Origin of the sequence: Burkholderia anthinoferrum (assembly GCF_002925705.1) — a bacterium.
Classification (GTDB): domain Bacteria; phylum Pseudomonadota; class Gammaproteobacteria; order Burkholderiales; family Burkholderiaceae; genus Burkholderia; species Burkholderia semiarida.
Genome location: NZ_LFZP01000028.1, coordinates 24,721 through 43,084 on the forward strand (window position 1 = coordinate 24,721; position 18,364 = coordinate 43,084).

Annotated in this window: 12 protein-coding genes; 5 read left to right on the forward strand and 7 right to left on the reverse strand. The window is 68.3% G+C overall.

The annotated features are described in order from the left end of the window. Window positions 1-6: 6 nt before the first annotated feature. The 5 genes from dapE to C5F75_RS07900 form a co-directional block, all read right to left on the reverse strand. Window positions 7-1,146: a succinyl-diaminopimelate desuccinylase gene (dapE, locus tag C5F75_RS07880; protein ID WP_089464917.1), complete on the reverse strand. Its 1,140-nt coding sequence runs from the start codon at window positions 1,144-1,146 to the stop codon at window positions 7-9. Window positions 1,147-1,266: 120 nt separating this feature from the next. Further along, the gene (locus C5F75_RS07885; RefSeq protein WP_034207673.1) at window positions 1,267-1,635 is read right to left on the reverse strand and encodes an ArsC family reductase; all 369 of its coding nucleotides are present in this window, start codon (window positions 1,633-1,635) and stop codon (window positions 1,267-1,269) included. After that, window positions 1,635-2,462, reverse strand: coding sequence for a 2,3,4,5-tetrahydropyridine-2,6-dicarboxylate N-succinyltransferase (gene dapD / locus C5F75_RS07890; protein ID WP_060316818.1), 828 nt, complete (start codon window positions 2,460-2,462; stop codon window positions 1,635-1,637). The genes C5F75_RS07885 and dapD overlap by 1 nt, the downstream gene beginning before the upstream one ends. Window positions 2,463-2,507: 45 nt before the next feature. Continuing rightward, complete coding sequence (dapC, locus tag C5F75_RS07895) at window positions 2,508-3,740, reverse strand: succinyldiaminopimelate transaminase (protein WP_104012039.1); 1,233 nt, start codon at window positions 3,738-3,740, stop codon at window positions 2,508-2,510. Between the two features lie 176 nt (window positions 3,741-3,916). Further along, the gene (locus C5F75_RS07900; protein ID WP_059573690.1) at window positions 3,917-4,969 is read right to left on the reverse strand and encodes an RNA-guided endonuclease InsQ/TnpB family protein; all 1,053 of its coding nucleotides are present in this window, start codon (window positions 4,967-4,969) and stop codon (window positions 3,917-3,919) included. Window positions 4,970-5,061: 92 nt separating this feature from the next. Here C5F75_RS07900 and C5F75_RS07905 point away from each other — a divergent pair, with 92 nt between their 5' ends. The 5 genes from C5F75_RS07905 to def all read left to right on the forward strand — a co-directional run bounded on the left by C5F75_RS07905 (window position 5,062) and on the right by def (window position 13,791). Next, the gene (locus tag C5F75_RS07905; RefSeq protein ID WP_104012040.1) at window positions 5,062-6,003 is read left to right on the forward strand and encodes a DMT family transporter; all 942 of its coding nucleotides are present in this window, start codon (window positions 5,062-5,064) and stop codon (window positions 6,001-6,003) included. 139 nt (window positions 6,004-6,142) lie between these two features. Next, on the forward strand, window positions 6,143-9,655 hold the full coding sequence (gene smc / locus C5F75_RS07910; RefSeq protein WP_059645383.1) for a chromosome segregation protein SMC: 3,513 nt from the start codon (window positions 6,143-6,145) through the stop codon (window positions 9,653-9,655). An 85-nt stretch (window positions 9,656-9,740) separates the two neighbouring features. Continuing rightward, entirely contained in the window at window positions 9,741-11,021 is a 1,281-nt protein-coding gene (locus C5F75_RS07915) for a cell division protein ZipA C-terminal FtsZ-binding domain-containing protein (RefSeq protein WP_104012041.1), read from the forward strand. Window positions 11,022-11,185: 164 nt separating this feature from the next. After that, window positions 11,186-13,261, forward strand: a complete 2,076-nt coding sequence (ligA, locus tag C5F75_RS07920; protein ID WP_104012042.1) for an NAD-dependent DNA ligase LigA — start codon at window positions 11,186-11,188, stop codon at window positions 13,259-13,261. Continuing rightward, window positions 13,258-13,791 (forward strand): peptide deformylase, encoded by a 534-nt coding sequence (gene def / locus C5F75_RS07925; RefSeq protein ID WP_059573695.1) that lies wholly within the window; start codon window positions 13,258-13,260, stop codon window positions 13,789-13,791. Before ligA ends, def begins: the two co-directional genes overlap by 4 nt. An 82-nt stretch (window positions 13,792-13,873) precedes the next feature. On the opposite strand, the gene C5F75_RS07930 is transcribed toward def, so the two are convergent. Together C5F75_RS07930 and C5F75_RS07935 are read right to left on the reverse strand one after the other, a co-directional pair. Next, entirely contained in the window at window positions 13,874-15,730 is a 1,857-nt protein-coding gene (locus C5F75_RS07930; RefSeq protein ID WP_104012043.1) for a pseudouridine synthase, read from the reverse strand. Window positions 15,731-15,746: 16 nt separating this feature from the next. Further along, entirely contained in the window at window positions 15,747-18,323 is a 2,577-nt protein-coding gene (locus C5F75_RS07935) for a [protein-PII] uridylyltransferase (protein WP_104012044.1), read from the reverse strand. Window positions 18,324-18,364: the final 41 nt, after the last annotated feature.

Here is an 18,364-nt window from a genome sequence, read left to right on the forward strand (position 1 = left end):
GCTCCGTCAGGCGATCAGTTGTTCGAGCACGCGTCGGTACACGTTCTTCAGCGGGTCGACGAAGCGCAGCTCGATGTGCTCGTCGATCTTGTGGATGCTGCCGTTCGGCGGGCCGAACTCGATCACCTGCGGGCAGATGCGCGCGATGAAGCGGCCGTCCGACGTGCCGCCCGTCGTCGACAGCTCGGTCGTGATGCCGGTCTCGGCGCGGATCGCGTTTTCCAGCGCGCCCGACAGTTCGCCGCGCGGCGTGAGGAACGGCAGGCCGCTCACCGACCACTTCAGCGTGTATTCGAGGCCGTGCTTGTCGAGGATCGCATGCACGCGGGCCTGCAGGCCCTCGACCGTGCTCGCGGTCGAGAAGCGGAAGTTGAACAGCAGGTCGGCGTGGCCGGGGATCACGTTGGTCGCGCCGGTGCCGGCGTGCAGGTTCGACACCTGCCAGGTGGTCGGCGGGAAGTATTCGTTGCCGGCGTCCCACTGCTCGGCGGCGAGCTCGGCGAGCGCCGGCGCGAGCAGGTGGATCGGGTTCTTCGCGAGGTGCGGATACGCGATGTGGCCCTGCACGCCCTTGACGACCAGTTCGCCGGACATCGAGCCGCGGCGGCCGTTCTTGACGACGTCGCCGAGCTCGGCGGTCGACGTCGGTTCGCCGACGATGCAGTAGTCGAGCCGCTCGCCGCGTGCCTGCAGCAGCTCGACGACCTTCACGGTGCCGTCGGTGGCCGGGCCTTCCTCGTCGCTCGTGATCAGGAACGCGATCGCGCCGCGGTGGCCTGGATGGGCCGCGACGAATTCCTCGGACGCGACGACGAACGCCGCGAGCGACGTCTTCATGTCGGCCGCGCCGCGGCCGTACAGCTTGCCGTCGCGATGGGCGGGGATGAACGGCGGCGAGGTCCACTGTTCGAGCGGGCCGGTCGGCACGACGTCGGTGTGGCCCGCGAACACGAGCAGCTTGCCGTCACGGCCGTCGGTGCCGCGCTTGACGGCCCACAGGTTGGTCACGCCGTGCGACGCGATGGTCTCGCATTCGAAGCCGAGCGCGGCGAGGCGCTCGGTCATGATCTGCTGGCAGTGCTGGTCGTCGGGCGTCACGGACGCGCGGGCGATCAGCTGTTCGGTAAGGGCTAGGGTGGCGGACATGGTTCGGACCACTTTCGATAAAAAATGCCGGCGCGGTGGCCGGCAGCGACAGGGCGTCGGGCCAGCGCAAGCCCGTTATTAGCGTGAACAGGCCCGCCCGCAGGCGCGGCGCGGGCGGCCCTATGCGGCAAACAGCGCCGCATATTGGTCGGCCGCGAAGCCGAGCGACTTCACGCGGCCGTTGACGACGAGCACGGGGCGCTTGATGACCGACGGCTTGTGGATCATCAGCGCGACCGCGCCGGTCTTCGTTTCGGCGGCCGCCTTCATCGCGTCGTCCAGGCCGCGCCACGTCGTGCCGCGCTTGTTCACGAGCGCGTCGAGCGACACGTCCTTCAGCCAGTCTTCGATCAGCGGCGCGCTGACGCCGAGCTTCTTGAAATCGTGGAATTCGAATTCGACGCCGTGATCGTCGAGCCACACGCGGGCCTTCTTCACGGTGTCGCAGTTCGGAATGCCGTAGACGACCACGGTGTGCGGCTTCGCCATCAGTCGCCTCGCAGCAGCTCGTTCAGGCCGACCTTCGCACGCGTCTTCGCGTCGACCTTCTTGACGATCACCGCGCAGTACAGGCTGTGCGAGCCGTCCTTCGACGGCAGGTTGCCGGCGACGACGACCGAGCCGGCCGGGATGCGGCCGTAGCTGACCTCGCCCGTCTCGCGATCGTAGATCTTCGTGCTCTGGCCGAGGTACACGCCCATCGAGATCACCGAGTTTTCCTCGACGATCACGCCTTCGACGACTTCCGAGCGCGCGCCGATGAAGCAGTTGTCCTCGATGATGACCGGGTTCGCCTGCAGCGGCTCGAGCACGCCGCCGATGCCGACGCCGCCCGACAGGTGCACGTTCTTGCCGATCTGCGCGCACGAACCGACCGTCGCCCACGTGTCGACCATCGTGCCTTCGTCGACGTACGCGCCGATGTTGGTGTACGACGGCATCAGCACGACGTTCCTCGCGATGAACGAGCCGCGGCGCGCGATGGCCGGCGGCACGACGCGGAAGCCGCCCGCGGCGAAATCCTCGGCCGTGTAGTTCGCGAACTTCGACGGCACCTTGTCGTAGAACTGCGAGTAGCCGCCGGCCGGCATCGGCGCGTTGTCCTCCAGGCGGAACGACAGCAGCACGGCCTTCTTCAGCCACTGGTGGACCGTCCAGTTGCCGTCGATTTTCTCGGCGACGCGCAGCGTGCCCTTGTCGAGTTGCTCGATCGCGTGAGCGACGGCCTCGCGGACGTCGGCGGGCGCGGCCTTCGGCGACAGCTCGGCGCGGTTTTCCCAGGCGGTATCGATGATTTGCTGAAGTTGTTGCGACATGTTCGTTTTCGCAGGAGATGGATGGAATTGATCGGGATGGACGTCTTACCGCGCGAGAGCCCGGCAGAAATCGACGATGCGTTGCGCGCCCTCGACGCATTCGGGGGTGCCCGCGACGAGCGCGATCCGGATGAAATCGCGGCCCGGGTTCGCGCCGTGCGCATCGCGCGCGAGGTACGAGCCGGGCAGAACCGTCACATTATAGTCGGCGTACAGGCGGCGGGCGAACTCAGTGTCCGACAGGCCGGTGCGCGACACGTTGGCCCACAGGTAGAACGCGGCGTCGGGCAGTTTCACGTCGATCACGTCGGCGAGCATCGGCGTGACCGTATCGAACTTCTGCCGGTACAGCGCGCGGTTTTCGCGCACGTGCGCCTCGTCGTTCCACGCGGCGATGCTCGCGTGCTGCCAGACCGGCGACAGCGCGGCGCCGTGATACGTGCGGTACAGCAGGAATTGCTTCAGCAGCGCGGCGTCGCCGGCGACGAAGCCCGAGCGCATGCCCGGCACGTTGGAGCGTTTCGACAGGCTCGACAGCATCACGAGGCGCTCGAAGCCGCGGCCGAGGCGGTGCGCGGCCTCGAGGCCGCCGAGCGGGGGCGCCGCTTCGTCGAAATAGATTTCCGAGTAGCACTCGTCGGACGCGATCACGAAACCGTGGCGGTCGGACAGCGCGAACAGCTCGCGCCAGTCGTCGAGCGTCAGCACGGCGCCTGTCGGGTTGCCCGGCGAGCACACATACAGCAGCTGCGTGCGCGCCCACACGTCGTCGGGCACGGCCGCGTAGCCGCACGCGAAGTTGCGGGCCGGGTCGCTGTTCGCGAAATAGGGTTCGGCACCGGCCAGGAGCGCCGCGCCTTCGTAAATTTGATAGAAAGGATTCGGACAGAGTACGATCGCCTTCTTGCCGTCCGCGGTCGCGCGCGCGTCGATCACGGTCTGCGCGAGCGAGAAGAGCGCCTCGCGCGAGCCCGACACCGGCAGCACCTGCGTGGCCGGATCGATGGCCGGCAGCCCGTAGCGGCGCTCGAGCCAGCGCGCGATCGACGTGCGCAGCGCGTCCGAGCCGGCGGTGGCCGGATACGACGCGAGGCCGTCGAGCGCGGCCACCACGGCGTCGCGAATCAGCGCCGGCGTCGCGTGTTTGGGCTCGCCGATGCCGAAGCTGATCGGTTTCAGGTCGCCGGAAGGCGTCACGTCCTTGAACAGGGCGCGCAGCTTTTCGAAGGGATAGGGCTGGAGCGAGTCGAGTCGAGGGTTCACGGGCGAAGCGGCCATCGCGGCCGGTTGGAGCGAAAGAAGCGGCGGGCGCGCCGCGCGGCTGCGAACGGCGCCTCGGGCGCGCGGGTCGCAGCGGATGATTATAGCGTGACGGAATGCGGTCACGGCCTGCCGGCGCGGCGGCCGGGGCCGCTCGAATAAAGGGTATCGAACCAATTGACGTCCTCGTCCGCCTAAAGGCGGAGGATTCCCACACCTGGCGATGCACGTCCGCATCGGAGAATGTTCAGCGCAGCGTTGATATCACGATCATGTTCGACACCACAGTCACTGCAGGTCCACTCTCTTATTCGCAGTCCCGCGATACCTTTCGGCCGCGTCGTGCTGTCTTGCGACCCGCACGACGAACAGGACTGGGTCGAACCGCTTTCGTCGACTTCCTCGAACGTGGCCCCGTGCGCGATCGCTTTGTAGCGGAGCTTGTTTCGGAAGGACGACCAGGATGCGTCGTAGACGCTCTTCGCCATCCTGGTTCTGGCAAGTTTGACGGCAGATACGTCGCCGACAGCGATGTAATCGAAACGCCGCACCAGATCGAGCGCGAGCTTATGCTGGAAATCGGCACGGGCATTCGCGACCTTGGCGTGCAACTTCGCGATATGACGCTTGTGCTTTCGCGCCCGTTGCGCTTTCGCCAGCTTTTCCGCCGCCCGTCGACCGAACTGTTCATTGGGCAGCTTCTCGCCGGTCGAAAGTGTGGCGAAGTCTTTCAGACCGAGATCGATGCCGACGCCGGAACGGATCGGGCGGGCCTGCACATCGGGCATCTCGATCACGATGTTCAGGAACCAGTTGCCGCGCGCATCCTGCGCAAAGTTGGTCCCGTCCTTGATCTTGCCTTCGGGAAGCGGTCGGCTGTTGAACACGCGAAACGTGTTGCCGGCGAAACGGAACGCGTCACCCTCGCGCTTCAGGTCACGGCCCTTCAGCGGCACCCAGCCCAGCGATTTCCTGCCGCGATAGCGCAGGTAGGGCCGTCGGTGCTGACTGCGCGACTTCGCATATTGCTCGCACGTCGCGTTGATCGTGCCGGAGTGGATGCCGAGTTCCTTGCTGCTCCCCGTCGTCAGCACGTTCAGATCGAACCCCGTCGGCCACTTCTTGCTCCACTTGAGCGCGTGCTTCTGCGTGTCATTGCAGAAGTTCCAGACGTAGTTCACCGCGCGGCTCTGCTTGTTAAGCAGTCCGTTGAGCGATTTCACCCGGTAGCGGTAGACAAGGATCATGCCGGTGATCCTAACCTGTGGGAAAAGCTGCCTGTCAACAGCACGCCTTTCCTTCCCGCCATCAATGGCGGGGTTTCTCGGAGCAAATTCTGATGAACAACGCGGTACGCGGCAGCCTGCCGACGCTGGCCATCCTGATCGGCGCGTCGGTATGGGGCCTGATCTGGTATCCGCTGCGGATCCTCGCGTCGCTCGGCGTGACGGGCACGCTGGCGAGCGCGCTGACGAGCCTCGTCGCATTCCTGTTCGTGATCGTCGCGCGGCACCGCGCGATCGCGACGCTGCGCTGGCACTGGGTGCTGCCGGGCATCGCGGTGACGGCCGGCGTGACGAACCTCGGTTTCGTGTGGGGCACGATCCACGGCGAGGTGCTGCGCGTGATGCTGCTGTTCTACCTGACGCCGGCCTGGACCGCGATCTACGCGCACTTCCTGCTGCGCGAGCGGCTGACCTGGGCCGGCGCGGGGCTCGCGGCGCTGTCGATCGGCGGCGCGATGCTGATGCTGTGGTCGCCGGCGCTCGGCTTGCCGCTGCCGGCCAACCCGGCCGAATGGGCGGGCCTCGCGGCCGGCCTGAGCTTCGCGATGAGCAACGTGCTGGTGATCAAGGCGAGCCGCGAGCTGCCCGACATGCGCGCGGAAATGCGCACCGCGACGCTGTTCGGCGGCGCGGCCGTGTTCGGCGCGATCGCGTCGCTGTTCGAGGGGCTGCCGGCCGCGCCGGCGAGCGGCCAGCTTGGCGTCGCCGCATTGATCATCGCGGCGATCGGCGTGACGATGGCGTCGAACAACCTGCTCGTCCAGTACGGCCTCGCGCGTGTGCCGGCGAACCGTGCGTCGATCATCATGCTGTTCGAGATCGTGATCACCGCGCTGTCCGCGTGGGTGTTCGCGAACGAGCTGCCGAGCGCGCGCGAGTGGGCGGGCGGCGCGTGCATCGTGCTGGCGACGCTGCTGTCGAGCCGGGTCCATCGTGCCGCGCCGGCACCGGACAAACCCGACGCCGGTCGGGACGGCGCACGCGCGATGGTATGATGGACGCCGTTTGCGGGGCCCAACGCTGGATGCGCGCGGCCCCGTTTTTGAATTCCGGGGCGCGTGGCGCGCAGGGGCTCTCCGGCCCCGCGCCGTGCGGCCCCGTCCGTCTCACACCTTCTTCACATCCGATACCGCCGTGCGTCTGAGCTCGATCAAACTCGCTGGCTTCAAATCCTTCGTCGATCCCACGCATTTCCAGGTTCCGGGCCAGCTCGTCGGCGTGGTCGGCCCGAACGGATGCGGCAAGTCCAACATCATCGATGCCGTGCGCTGGGTGCTCGGCGAGTCGCGCGCGTCCGAGCTGCGCGGCGAATCGATGCAGGACGTGATCTTCAACGGTTCGACCGCCCGCAAGCCCGGCAGCCGGGCCAGCGTCGAACTGATCTTCGACAACTCCGACGGCCGTGCGGCCGGGCAGTGGGGCCAGTACGGCGAAATCGCCGTGAAGCGCGTGCTGACGCGCGACGGCACGTCGAGCTACTACATCAACAACCTGCCGGCGCGCCGCCGCGACATCCAGGACATCTTCCTCGGCACGGGCCTCGGGCCGCGCGCGTACGCGATCATCGGGCAGGGCATGATCGCGCGGATCATCGAGGCGAAGCCCGAAGAGCTGCGCGTGTTCCTCGAGGAAGCCGCCGGCGTGTCGAAGTACAAGGAACGCCGCCGCGAAACCGAGAACCGCCTGCACGACACGCGCGAGAACCTGACGCGCGTCGAGGACATCGTGCGCGAACTCGGCGCGAACCTCGAGAAGCTCGAGGCGCAGGCGGTGGTCGCGACCAAGTACAAGGAGCTCGTCGCCGACGGCGAGGAGAAGCAGCGCCTCTTGTGGCTGCTGCGCAAGAACGAGGCCGCGGGCGAGCAGCAGAAGCAGCAGCGTGCGATCGAACAGGCGCAGATCGACCTCGAGGCGCAGACGGCGAAGCTGCGCGAAGTCGAGGCGCAGCTCGAGACGCTGCGCGTCGCGCACTACTCGGCGAGCGACGCGATGCAGGGCGCGCAGGGCGCGCTCTACGAGGCGAACGCCGAGGTGAGCCGCCTCGAAGCCGAGATCAAGTTCATCGTCGAATCGCGCAATCGCGTGCAGGCGCAGATCGCCGCGCTGAACGCGCAGCGCGAGCAGTGGCGCGCGCAGGCCGAGAAGTCGCAGGACGAGCTCGAGGAAGCCGAAGAGGCGCGCGCGATGGCCGACGAGAAGGCCGCGCTCGCCGAAGACAACGCGGCCGCGAAGCACGATGCGCTGCCGGCGCTCGAAGCGAAGTGGCGCGACGCGCAGGCGCAGCTCAACGACGAGCGCGCGCGGATCGCGCAGACCGAGCAGTCGCTGAAGCTCGAAGCCGCGCACCAGCGCAACGCCGACCAGCAGCTCCAGCAGCTTCAGCAGCGCCACGAGCGCCTGAAGAGCGAAGCGGGCGGGCTCGACGCGCCGGACGAGACGCAGCTCGAAGAGCTGCGCATGCAGTTGGCCGAGCAGGAAGAAATTCTCGCTGAAGCGCAGGCACGCCTCGCGGACGCGCAGGAAACGGTGCCGCGCCTCGACGGCGAACGCCGTGCCGCGCAGGAGCGCGTGCAGGCCGAAGCCGCGCAGATCCACCAGTTGGAGGCGCGCCTCGCCGCGCTGAAGCAGCTGCAGGAGAACGTGCAGACCGAAGGCAAGGTGCAGCCGTGGCTCGACAAGCACGAGCTCGGTGCGCTGCCGCGGCTGTGGAAGAAGCTGCACGTCGAGGCCGGTTGGGAAGCGGCGCTCGAGGCCGTGCTGCGCGAGCGCCTCGCCGCGCTCGAAGTGTCGAATCTCGACTGGGTGAAGGCATTCGCGGCCGACGCGCCGCCCGCGAAGCTCGCGTTCTATGCGCCGCCCGCGGCCGGCGAGCCGCCCGCCGCGGCGGCCGGACTGCGGCCGGTGCTGTCGCTCGTGCGCATCGACGACGCCGGTATCCGCGCGGTGCTGAACGACTGGCTCGGCAACGTGTACGTCGCCGACGACGTCGCGCAGGCGCTCGCCACGCGTACGCAGTTGCCGGCAGGCGGCGCGTTCGTCGTCAAGGCCGGCCACATCGTCACGCGCGTCGGCGTGCAGCTGTACGCGGCCGATTCGGAGCAGGCCGGGATGCTGGCCCGCCAGCAGGAAATCGAAAACCTGACGCGCCAGGTGCGCGCGCAGGCGCTGCTCGCCGACGAGGCGCGCACGGCGGCCGTGCGGGCGGAAGCCGCGCACACGCAGGCCACGCAGGCGCTCGGCGACGTGCGCGCGCAGGCCGAGCGCGCGACGCAGCGCGTGCATGCGCTGCAGATGGACGTGCTGAAGCTCGCGCAGGCGCACGAGCGTTATACGCAGCGCAGCACGCAGATCCGCGAGGAACTCGAGGAAATCGGCGCGCAGATCGAGGAGCAGCGTGCATTGCGCGCGGAGTCGGAAGCGAATTTCGAGCGCTTCGACGGCGAGCTCGCGGAACTGCAGGCGCGCTTCGAGGACAACCAGCTCGCGTTCGAGTCGCTCGACGAATCGCTGACGCAGGCGCGTCAGGAAGCGCGCGATCTCGAGCGCGGCGCGAACGACGCGCGCTTTGCCGCACGCAACGCGGCGACCCGCATCGACGAACTCAAGCGCACGATCCAGGTCGCGCACGAGCAGAGCGAGCGCGTCGCCGCGTCGCTGGAAGACGCGCGCGCCGAACTCGAGACGATCAACGAGCAGACCGCGCACACGGGCCTGCAGGACGCGCTCGAGATTCGCGCGGTGAAGGAAGAAGCGCTGCAGGCCGCGCGCATCGAACTCGACGACCTGACCGCGAAGCTGCGCGCGTCGGACGAGCAACGGCTCGTCGCCGAGCGTTCGCTGCAGCCGCTGCGCGACCGCATCACCGAGCTGCAACTGAAGGAGCAGGCCGCGCGCCTGTCCGTCGAGCAGTTCGCCGAGCAGCTCGCGGCCGCCGAGGTCGACGAGGCCGCGCTGGCCGCGAAGCTGACGCCGGATCTCAAGCCGTCGTACCTGCAGGGCGAAGTCACGCGCCTGAACAACGCGATCAACGCGCTCGGGCCGGTGAACATGGCCGCGCTCGACGAGCTGAAGGCCGCGAGCGAACGCAAGGTGTTCCTCGACGCGCAGTCGGCCGACCTGATCGACGCGATCACGACGCTCGAGGACGCGATCCACAAGATCGACCAGGAAACCCGCACGCTGCTGCAGGGCACCTTCGACGAGGTCAACCGTCATTTCAGCGATCTGTTCCCGCGCCTGTTCGGCGGCGGGCAGGCGAAGCTGATCATGACGGGCGACGAGATTCTCGATGCCGGCGTGCAGGTGATGGCGCAGCCGCCGGGCAAGAAGAACGCGACGATTCACCTGCTGTCGGGCGGCGAGAAGGCGCTGACCGCGACCGCGCTGGTGTTCGCGATGTTCCAGTTGAACCCGGCGCCATTCTGCCTGCTAGACGAGGTGGACGCGCCGCTGGACGACGCGAACACCGAGCGTTTCGCGAATCTCGTGCGCGCGATGTCCGACAAGACGCAGTTCCTGTTCATCTCGCACAACAAGATCGCGATGGAAATGGCGCAGCAGCTGATCGGCGTGACGATGCAGGAGCAGGGCGTGTCGCGGATCGTCGCGGTGGACATGGAAACCGCCGCGGGTTTTGCCCAGAATTGACGTTTGACGAAACCGGACCGCGTTCGCGCGGCGCCTGGGCGCCCGTTCGCGGTCCCGACGAAAAAGAATTGCTGATGGAGCGTGCATGGACGAGTTGACACTCGGTTTGATCGGCGCGGGCGCCGTCGTGGTGGGCGGCGTCGTGGTCTACAACGCATGGCAGGGCGCGAAAGTGCGGCGCAGGATGCCGCGCCCGATGCCGGAGGAAGCGGCCGAGGCGATGAACCGCCCCGAGCGCGACGAAGAGCCGCCGTTCATCGAGCCGGTGCGTCAGCCGGTGCGTCGCGAGCCCGCGGCGCCGGTCTCCGCGGGTACGGCGGCCACGGCCGAAGCCACGCGCGTCGAGCCCACCTTCGGTGCGGCCGCGGGCGGCGCCGCGCCGGCCGATACGCCGGCCGACCTGCAGGCCGAGGCGACGGGCGTCGACACGTCGGCCCCACCGACCGAACCGGCCGCGGGCGAGCAAGCCGTGCCCGCCGCCACGCACGAGGCGGCGGCCGAGCCGACCGAACCGGTGTTGCCGGCCGCGACGACGATCTCGTCGGCGCCGCCCGCGATCGTCGATCGCCGGATCGACTGCATCGTGCCGATCCGTCTCACCGGGCCGCTGCCGGGCGACAAGATCCTGCCGATCGCGCAGCGGCTGCGCCGCGCGGGCAGCAAGCCCGTGCACATCGAAGGCAAGCCGGAAGGCGGCCAATGGGAGCTGCTGCAAAACGGCGTGCGCTACGAAGAGCTGCGCGCGGCCGCGCAGCTCGCGAACCGCGGCGGCGCGCTGAACGAGCTCGAATTCTCCGAATTCGTGACGGGCGTCCAGCAGTTCGCCGACGCGATCGACGGCGCGCCGGAATTCCCGGACATGATGGAAACGGTCGCGATGGCGCGCGAGCTCGACGCGTTTGCCGCGCAGTGCGACGCGCAACTGTCGATCAACGTGATGTCGGACGGCGCGCCGTGGTCCGCGAACTACGTGCAGGCGGTCGCGTCGCAGGACGGGCTGCTGCTGTCGCGCGACGGCACGCGCTTCGTGAAGCTCGACGCGAAACAGAATCCGGTGTTCATGCTGCAGTTCGGCGATACGAACTTCCTGCGCGACGACCTGACGTACAAGGGCGGCAACATGATCACGCTGGTACTCGACGTGCCGGTGGCCGAAGAGGACATCCTGCCGTTCCGGCTGATGTGCGATTACGCGAAATCGCTGTCCGAGCGGATCGGCGCGCGCGTCGTCGACGATTCGCGCCGGCCGCTGCCGGAGTCGACGCTGCTCGCGATCGAGCAGCAGTTGATGAAGCTGTACGCGAAGCTCGAGGAAGCCGGCATTCCGGCCGGTTCGCCGGTCACGCGCCGCCTCTTCAGCCAGTAACGCGATCGCGCGGACGGCGGCGCCTGGCGCCGTCGTTCGTCGCCGCGGCGCACACCGCTCGGTGTGCGCCGCAGCATGCCATCGGGCCCGCATTGCGCACCCCGCCGCGGCGTCAAACTGAGATAATCGGAAATCCGATTTTTCAGAACGAATCTGCCGCCAGCATGGCCCGAACCCAAGCCGAACCGCCAGCCAGCCAGCCCGACGCGCGCGCCGCGTGGCTGCGCGACCAACTCGAGCGGGCGAACTACGCCTATTACGTGCTCGATCAGCCGGATCTGCCCGACGCCGAATACGACCGGCTGTTCCGTGAGCTGCAGCAGCTCGAAACCGACCATCCCGAACTCGTGACGCCCGATTCGCCGACGCAGCGCGTCGGCGGCGAAGCGGCCGGCGGCTTCACGCCGGTCGTCCACGATGCACCGATGCTGTCGCTGAACAACGGCTTCGCCGACGAGGACATCGTCGCGTTCGACAAGCGCGTCGCCGACGCGCTCGCCAAGACGACCGATCTCGCCGGCTCGGTGACGGACCCCGTCGAATATGCGTGCGAACTGAAGTTCGACGGCCTCGCGATTTCGCTGCGCTACGAGCAGGGCGTGTTCGTGCAGGCGGCGACGCGCGGCGACGGGACGACCGGCGAGGACGTGACCGAGAACGTGCGCACGATCCGCTCGATTCCGCTGAGGCTGAAGAGCAAGCACGTGCCGGCCGTGCTCGACGTGCGCGGCGAGGTGCTGATGTTCAAGCGCGATTTCGCGCGCCTGAACGAACGCCAGCGCGCGGCCGAGCAGCGCGAATTCGCGAACCCGCGCAACGCGGCGGCCGGCAGCCTGCGCCAGCTCGACTCCAAGATCACCGCGCAGCGGCCGCTGTCGTTCTTCGCATACGGGATCGGCGTGCTCGACGGGATGCCGATGCCCGACACGCACAGCGCGCTGCTCGACTGGTACGAGTCGCTCGGCCTGCCGGTGAACCGCGAGCGCGCGGTCGTGCACGGCGCCGAAGGCCTGCTCGACTTCTTCCGCAAGGTGGGCGAGAAGCGCGAGTCGCTGCCGTACGACATCGACGGCGTCGTCTACAAGGTCAACCGGCGCGACGAGCAGGAGCGCCTGGGCTTTGTGTCGCGCGCGCCGCGCTTCGCGCTCGCGCACAAGTTCCCCGCGCAGGAAGCGCTGACGAAGCTCGTCGCGATCGACGTGCAGGTCGGCCGCACCGGCGCGATCACGCCGGTCGCGCGTCTCGAGCCGGTGTTCGTCGGCGGCGCGACCGTGACCAACGCGACGCTGCACAACGAGGACGAAGTGCGCCGCAAGGACATCCGGATCGGCGACACCGTGATCGTGCGCCGCGCGGGCGACGTGATTCCGGAAGTGGTTGGCGCGCTGCTCGACCGGCGCCCGGCGGATGCGGCGGAATTCGTGATGCCGACCGAATGCCCGGTGTGCGGCTCGAAGATCGAGCGCCTGCCGGACGAGGCGATCGCGCGCTGTACGGGCGGGCTGTTCTGCCCGGCGCAGCGCAAGCAGGCGCTGTGGCATTTCGCGCAGCGCCGCGCGCTCGACATCGACGGCCTCGGCGAGAAGATCATCGATCAGCTCGTCGAGCTGAATCTGGTGCGCACGCCGGCCGACCTGTTCAATCTCGGCTTCGCGACGCTGGCCGAACTCGACCGGTTTGCCGAGAAATCCGCGCAGAATCTGCTCGATTCGCTCGAGAAGGCGAAGCATACGACGCTCGCGCGCTTCATCTACGGGCTCGGCATCCGCCATGTCGGCGAATCGACCGCGAAGGATCTCGCGAAGCATTTCGGCTCGCTGACGCCGATCATGGACGCGTCGATCGAGGAACTGCTCGAAGTCAACGACGTCGGGCCGATCGTCGCCGAGTCGATCCACCAGTTCTTCGCGGAAGAGCACAACCGGACCGTGATCGAGCAGTTGCGCGCGCCGGGCAAGGTCACGTGGCCGGAAGGGCCGCCCGCGCCGAAGGCGCCGCAGGGCGTGCTGGCCGGCAAGACGGTCGTGCTGACGGGCACGCTGCCGACTCTCACGCGCGATGCGGCGAAGGAGATGCTCGAAGCGGCGGGCGCCAAGGTGGCCGGTTCGGTGTCGAAGAAGACGGATTACGTGGTCGCGGGCGCCGAAGCCGGCAGCAAGCTCGCGAAGGCCGAGGAACTCGGCATCCCCGTGCTGGACGAAGACGGTCTGCACCAACTCCTGGAGGGCAATACGCCATGATTCGCGAGATCCTGAAGATGGGCGATCCGCGCCTGCTCGAAATCGCCCAACCGGTCGAGCGGTTCGATACCCCCGAGCTGCACGAGATCGTCGCGGACATGTTCGAGACGATGCATCACGCGAACGGCGCCGGGCTGGCCGCGCCGCAGATCGGCATCGGGCTGCAGATCATCATCTTCGGCTTCGGCAACAACAACCGCTATCCGGACGCGCCGCCGGTGCCCGAGACCGTGCTGATCAACCCGAAGATCGAGTATCTGCCGCCGGACATGGAAGAGGGCTGGGAAGGCTGCCTGTCGGTGCCGGGCATGCGCGGCGTCGTCAGCCGCTACGCGAAGGTGCGCTACAGCGGTTACGACCAGTTCGGCCAGAAGATCGATCGCGTCGCCGAAGGATTCCACGCGCGCGTGGTCCAGCACGAATACGATCACCTCATCGGCAAGCTGTATCCGATGCGGATTACCGACTTCACGCGCTTCGGCTTCACCGAGGTGCTGTTCCCGGGGCTCGATCCGGCCGACGACGACTGATCGTCCGCGCTTTGCGCGGAAAAGAAAAAGCCCGCGCAAGCGGGCTTCGTCATGGCGGGGCGCACGTCGCGCGTGCCCGAGGTCAGAACGTCTCGTCGGCCGACAGGTAGCGCCATTGGCCCTGCGGCAGCGCGCCGAGCATCACGCGGCCCATCCGCACGCGCTTCAGGCCGATCACGTCGAGGCCGACCAGTTCGCACATGCGGCGGATCTGGCGCTTCTTGCCTTCGCGCAGCACGAAGCGCAACTGTTCGCCGTTCTGCCAGCTCACCATCGCCGGCTTCAGCGGAACGCCATCGAGCTCGAGGCCGTGGCGCAGCTTCGCGAGCGATTCCGCCGGGAAGTGCTGGTCGATGTCGATCAGTCGCTCGCCGAAGCGCACGCGCACCAGGTATTCCTTGTCGATGTCCGACTGTTCGCCGATCAGCTGCTTCGCGATCACGCCGTTCTGCGTCAGCACGAGCAGGCCGGTGGAGTCGATGTCGAGACGGCCGGCCGGCGCAAGCGCATGCAGATGCTGCGGCGAGAAGCGCAGCGGCGAATGATCGCCGCTCCAGCGGTTCGCGCGCGTGATCAGCACGGACGCCGGCTCGTAGCCGTCTTCCGCCTGGCCCGACACGTAGCCGACCGGCTTGTGCAGCAGGATCGTCACCTGCGCGGCCTGCGCGGCGCTCGCCCGCTCGTCGATCTCGATCTTCTGATCGGCGCGCACCTTGGTGCCGAGCGTGTCGATGCGTTGGCCGTCGACGAGCACCCAGCCCTTTTCGATCCATTCGTCGGCTTCGCGGCGCGAGCACATGCCGAGCTCGGACATCCGCTTCGACAGGCGCATCAGGCCCGTTTCGTCGCCGTAGTCGACATCGGCCGCCGCCGCGCGCTTGACGGGTTGCGCGGTCTTCACCGCGCCGAACGAACGGCGCTCGCCGTCGCGCGCGGGGCGGGCCGGGCGATCGCCGAAGCTGCGCTTCGCGCCTTCGCCGGCGGCCTTGTCGCGGTAGGACGGGCGTTTGCCGTCGTCGGTGCCTGCCGTGCGGCGCGGGCGATCGGACGACGTACGGCGCTCGCCATAGCTGCGCTTCGCGCCTTCGCCGGCGGCCTTGTCGCGGTAGGACGGGCGTTTGCTGTCGTCACCGCCCGCTGCACGGCGCGGACGCGTATCGTCGTCGCTGCGGCGCGGCGGGCGATCCGATGACGTATTGCGGTCGCCATAGCTGCGTTTCGCACCTTCGCCGGCAGCCTTGTCGCGATAGGACGGACGCTTGCTGTCGTCACCGCCTGCTGCGCGACGCGGACGGGCGTCGTCATCACGGCGGGGAGGGCGGTCGGAAGACGTGCGACGCTCGCCGAAGCTGCGCTTCGCGCCTTCGCCGGCCGCGTTGTCGCGATAGGACGGGCGCTTGCCTTCGTCGCCACCCGTGCGACGCGGACGTGCGTCGTCATCGCGACGCGGCGGGCGATCCGACGACGTGCGACGCTCGCCGAAGCCGCGCTTCGCGCCTTCGCCGGCCGCGTTGTCACGATAGGACGGACGCTTGCCTTCGTCGGCACCGGCACGGCGCGGCCGCGCATCGTCATCGTTGCGGCGCGGCGGGCGATCCGACGACGTGCGACGCTCGCCGAAGCTGCGCTTCGCACCTTCGCCGGCCGCATTGTCGCGATACGGCGCGCGCGTGCCGCGCTCGGCGCCGCCGTCACGCGGCGCGCGCTTGGCCGGTGCGCGATCCGCGCCGGGGCGTTCGGCGCCGGCGGCGCCGCGCGGCTTGAACGAGCGCTCGCCGGTGGCGGCCGCCGCGGGCGCCTTCTTCGGGCGGGCCGGCTTGTCCGCCGCCGGCGGCGCGGCGGGGCGTACCGCCTTGCGGGCGACGAGGCTGCCGGAGCGGACGGGGGCGCGAGTCGGCGACGCCGGCTTCGGATTCTTGACGGTTAATTTGGTGCGCATAAACGCTGGGATTCATTCAGACTGCGATCGCACGCAGCAATTCGGTTTCGAGCTGGATCTGCAGGCGGTTGTCGGACAGGCCGGCACCCGCGAGCAGGAAGATGTCTTCGACGCGCTCGCCGAGCGTATTGATCCGCGCCGCATGGACGCCGATCCGATGTTCGGCGAGTACGCGCGCGATCGAATAGAGAAGGCCCGGCCGGTCGTTGGCCGACACGGACAGGATGTAGTACTGACCGCGCTCGTCGGCCCGCAGGTCGACGCGCGGCGTGATCGGAAACGTCCGCGACAGCCGCGACAGGCGGCCCTTCGACGGCTCCGGCAGCGATGCGGTTTCCGCCAGCCGAGTCGCGAGCTGCTGCTCGACGAGATTCGCGATGTCGCGGTAGCGCACGTCGCGTTCGGTCTGCGTGACGATGAAGTTGTCGAGCGCATAGCCGTGCCGCGTCGTGCTGACGCGCGCGTCGAGCACCGACAGCCCGTTGCGGTCGAAATACGCGCAGATGCCCGCGAACAGGTCGGGGCGGTCCTTCACGTACACGAGCACCTGCAGCGCGTCGCCGATCGGCGACGGCCGCGCGCGGACGATCGCGGTTTCGGCGTTCACGTGCCGGTACAGCACGCGCGTCTGCCACGCGATGTCGGCCGCGTCGTGACGCAGGAAGAAGCCGACGTCGAGCTGATCCCACAATGCGCGGTGCGCGTCGTCGGGCACGGTTTCCAGGCGCAGCAGCGCGAGCGCCTGCTCCTGCCGTGACTTCAGCTCCGAATGCGCGTCGGGGTTCGCGCCGCCGAGCACCGCGAGCGTGATGCGGTACAGATCCTCGAGCAGCTTGCCCTTCCACGTGTTCCATACCTTCGGGCTCGTGCCGCGGATATCGGCGACGGTCAGCAGGTAGAGCGCGGTGAGGTAGCGTTCGTTGCCGACGACTTCGGCGAAGCGCTTGATGACCTCGGGGTCGCTCGTGTCCTGCTTCTGCGCGACCTGGCTCATCGTCAGGTGATGCTGGACGAGCCACACGATCAGCGCCGCGTCGTCGCCGGCGATCCCGTGCTCGCGGCAGAAGCGCCGCGCGTCGGCCATCCCGAGCGTCGAGTGATCGCCGCCGCGGCCCTTCGCGATGTCGTGGAACAGCGCCGCGACGTACAGCACCCACGGCCGCTCGAAGTTGCCGATCAGCTGGCTGCAGAACGGGTATTCGTGCGCATGTTCGGCCACCGCGAAGCGGCGGATGTTGCGCAGCACCATCAGGATGTGCTGGTCGACCGTGTACACGTGGTACAGGTCGTGCTGCATCTGGCCGACGATGCGGCGGAAATTCAGCAGGTAGCGGCCGAGCACGCTCGTCTGGTTCATCAGCCGGAACGCATGCGTGATGCCTTCGGGCTGCTGCAGGATCCGCATGAACGTGCGGCGGTTCTGCGGATCGCGGCGCCACGCGTTGTTCATGATTTCGCGCGAGTTGTACAGCGCCCGCAGCGTGCGGGCGGACAGGCCCTTCACGCCGCGCGTCGTCTCGTACAGCAGGAACGCTTCGAGGATCGCGTCGGGATGGCGCTCGAACACGCCGTCGTCGACGATCTCGAGCATGCCCTGTTTCTCGACGAAGCGATCGGCCGACAGCACGCGCGTGATGCCGCTCGTCGCGGGGAACAGCTGCGCCTCGATGTTCTGGATCAGGATCGTCGCGAGCTGCGTGACGGCTTTCGCGGCCCAGTAGTAGCGGCGCATCAGTTGCTCGCTCGCGCGCTTGGCCTGCGTCGGCTGGTAGCCGAAGCTCTCGGCGGCCTGCGTCTGCAGGTCGAACACGAGCATGTCCTGACGGCGCCCGGCGATCACGTGCAGCCGCGCGCGCAGCGTCTTCAGGAAGCCTTCGTTGCGACGCAGCTCGCGTGCTTCGCGGTCGGTGATGAGCCCGCGCGTGTCGAGTTCGCGCCAGCTGCTGCCGAAGCCGGCCGCGCGCGCGATCCACAGGATCGTCTGCAGGTCGCGCAGCCCACCCGGGCTTTCCTTCACGTTCGGCTCGAGGCTGTACGGCGTGTCCTGGAACTTCGCATGGCGCTGGCGCATCTCGAGCACCTTCGCGGTGAAGAACGCGCGGGCGTCGAGCGCTTCGTGGTAGCGCACGGTGAAGCGCTCGAACAGCGCGGTGCTGCCGACGATGCGGCGCGCTTCGAGCAGCGAGGTCTGCACCGTGACGTCCTGCGACGCCTCCTCGATGCACTGCGCGACCGTGCGCACGCTGCTGCCGATCTCGAGGCCGAGATCCCACGCCATCCCGATGAAGCGCTCGATGCGCGCGTCGAGCGCCGCGTCGTGCGCATCGGGCAGCAGCACGAGGATGTCGACGTCGGAATAGGGCGCGAGCTCGCCGCGCCCGTAGCCGCCGACGGCGACGAGCGCGAGCGTCGCGGGCAGCCCGCATTCGTCCCACACGCGCTTCAACGCGTCGTCGGTGAGTTTCGACAGCGCGTGCATCAGCGACGCGACGTTCGCCGCGCGGCGAAAACGCTCGAGCATTTCCGTCTTGGCGGCCTTGAATTCGGCGCGCCGCGACAGCGCTTCGGGCGAGGGGGCAGCGTGAGCGCTCATGGGCAGCCGTTCAGGTGCGAAAGTGGGGCGGGCTGGCGTGA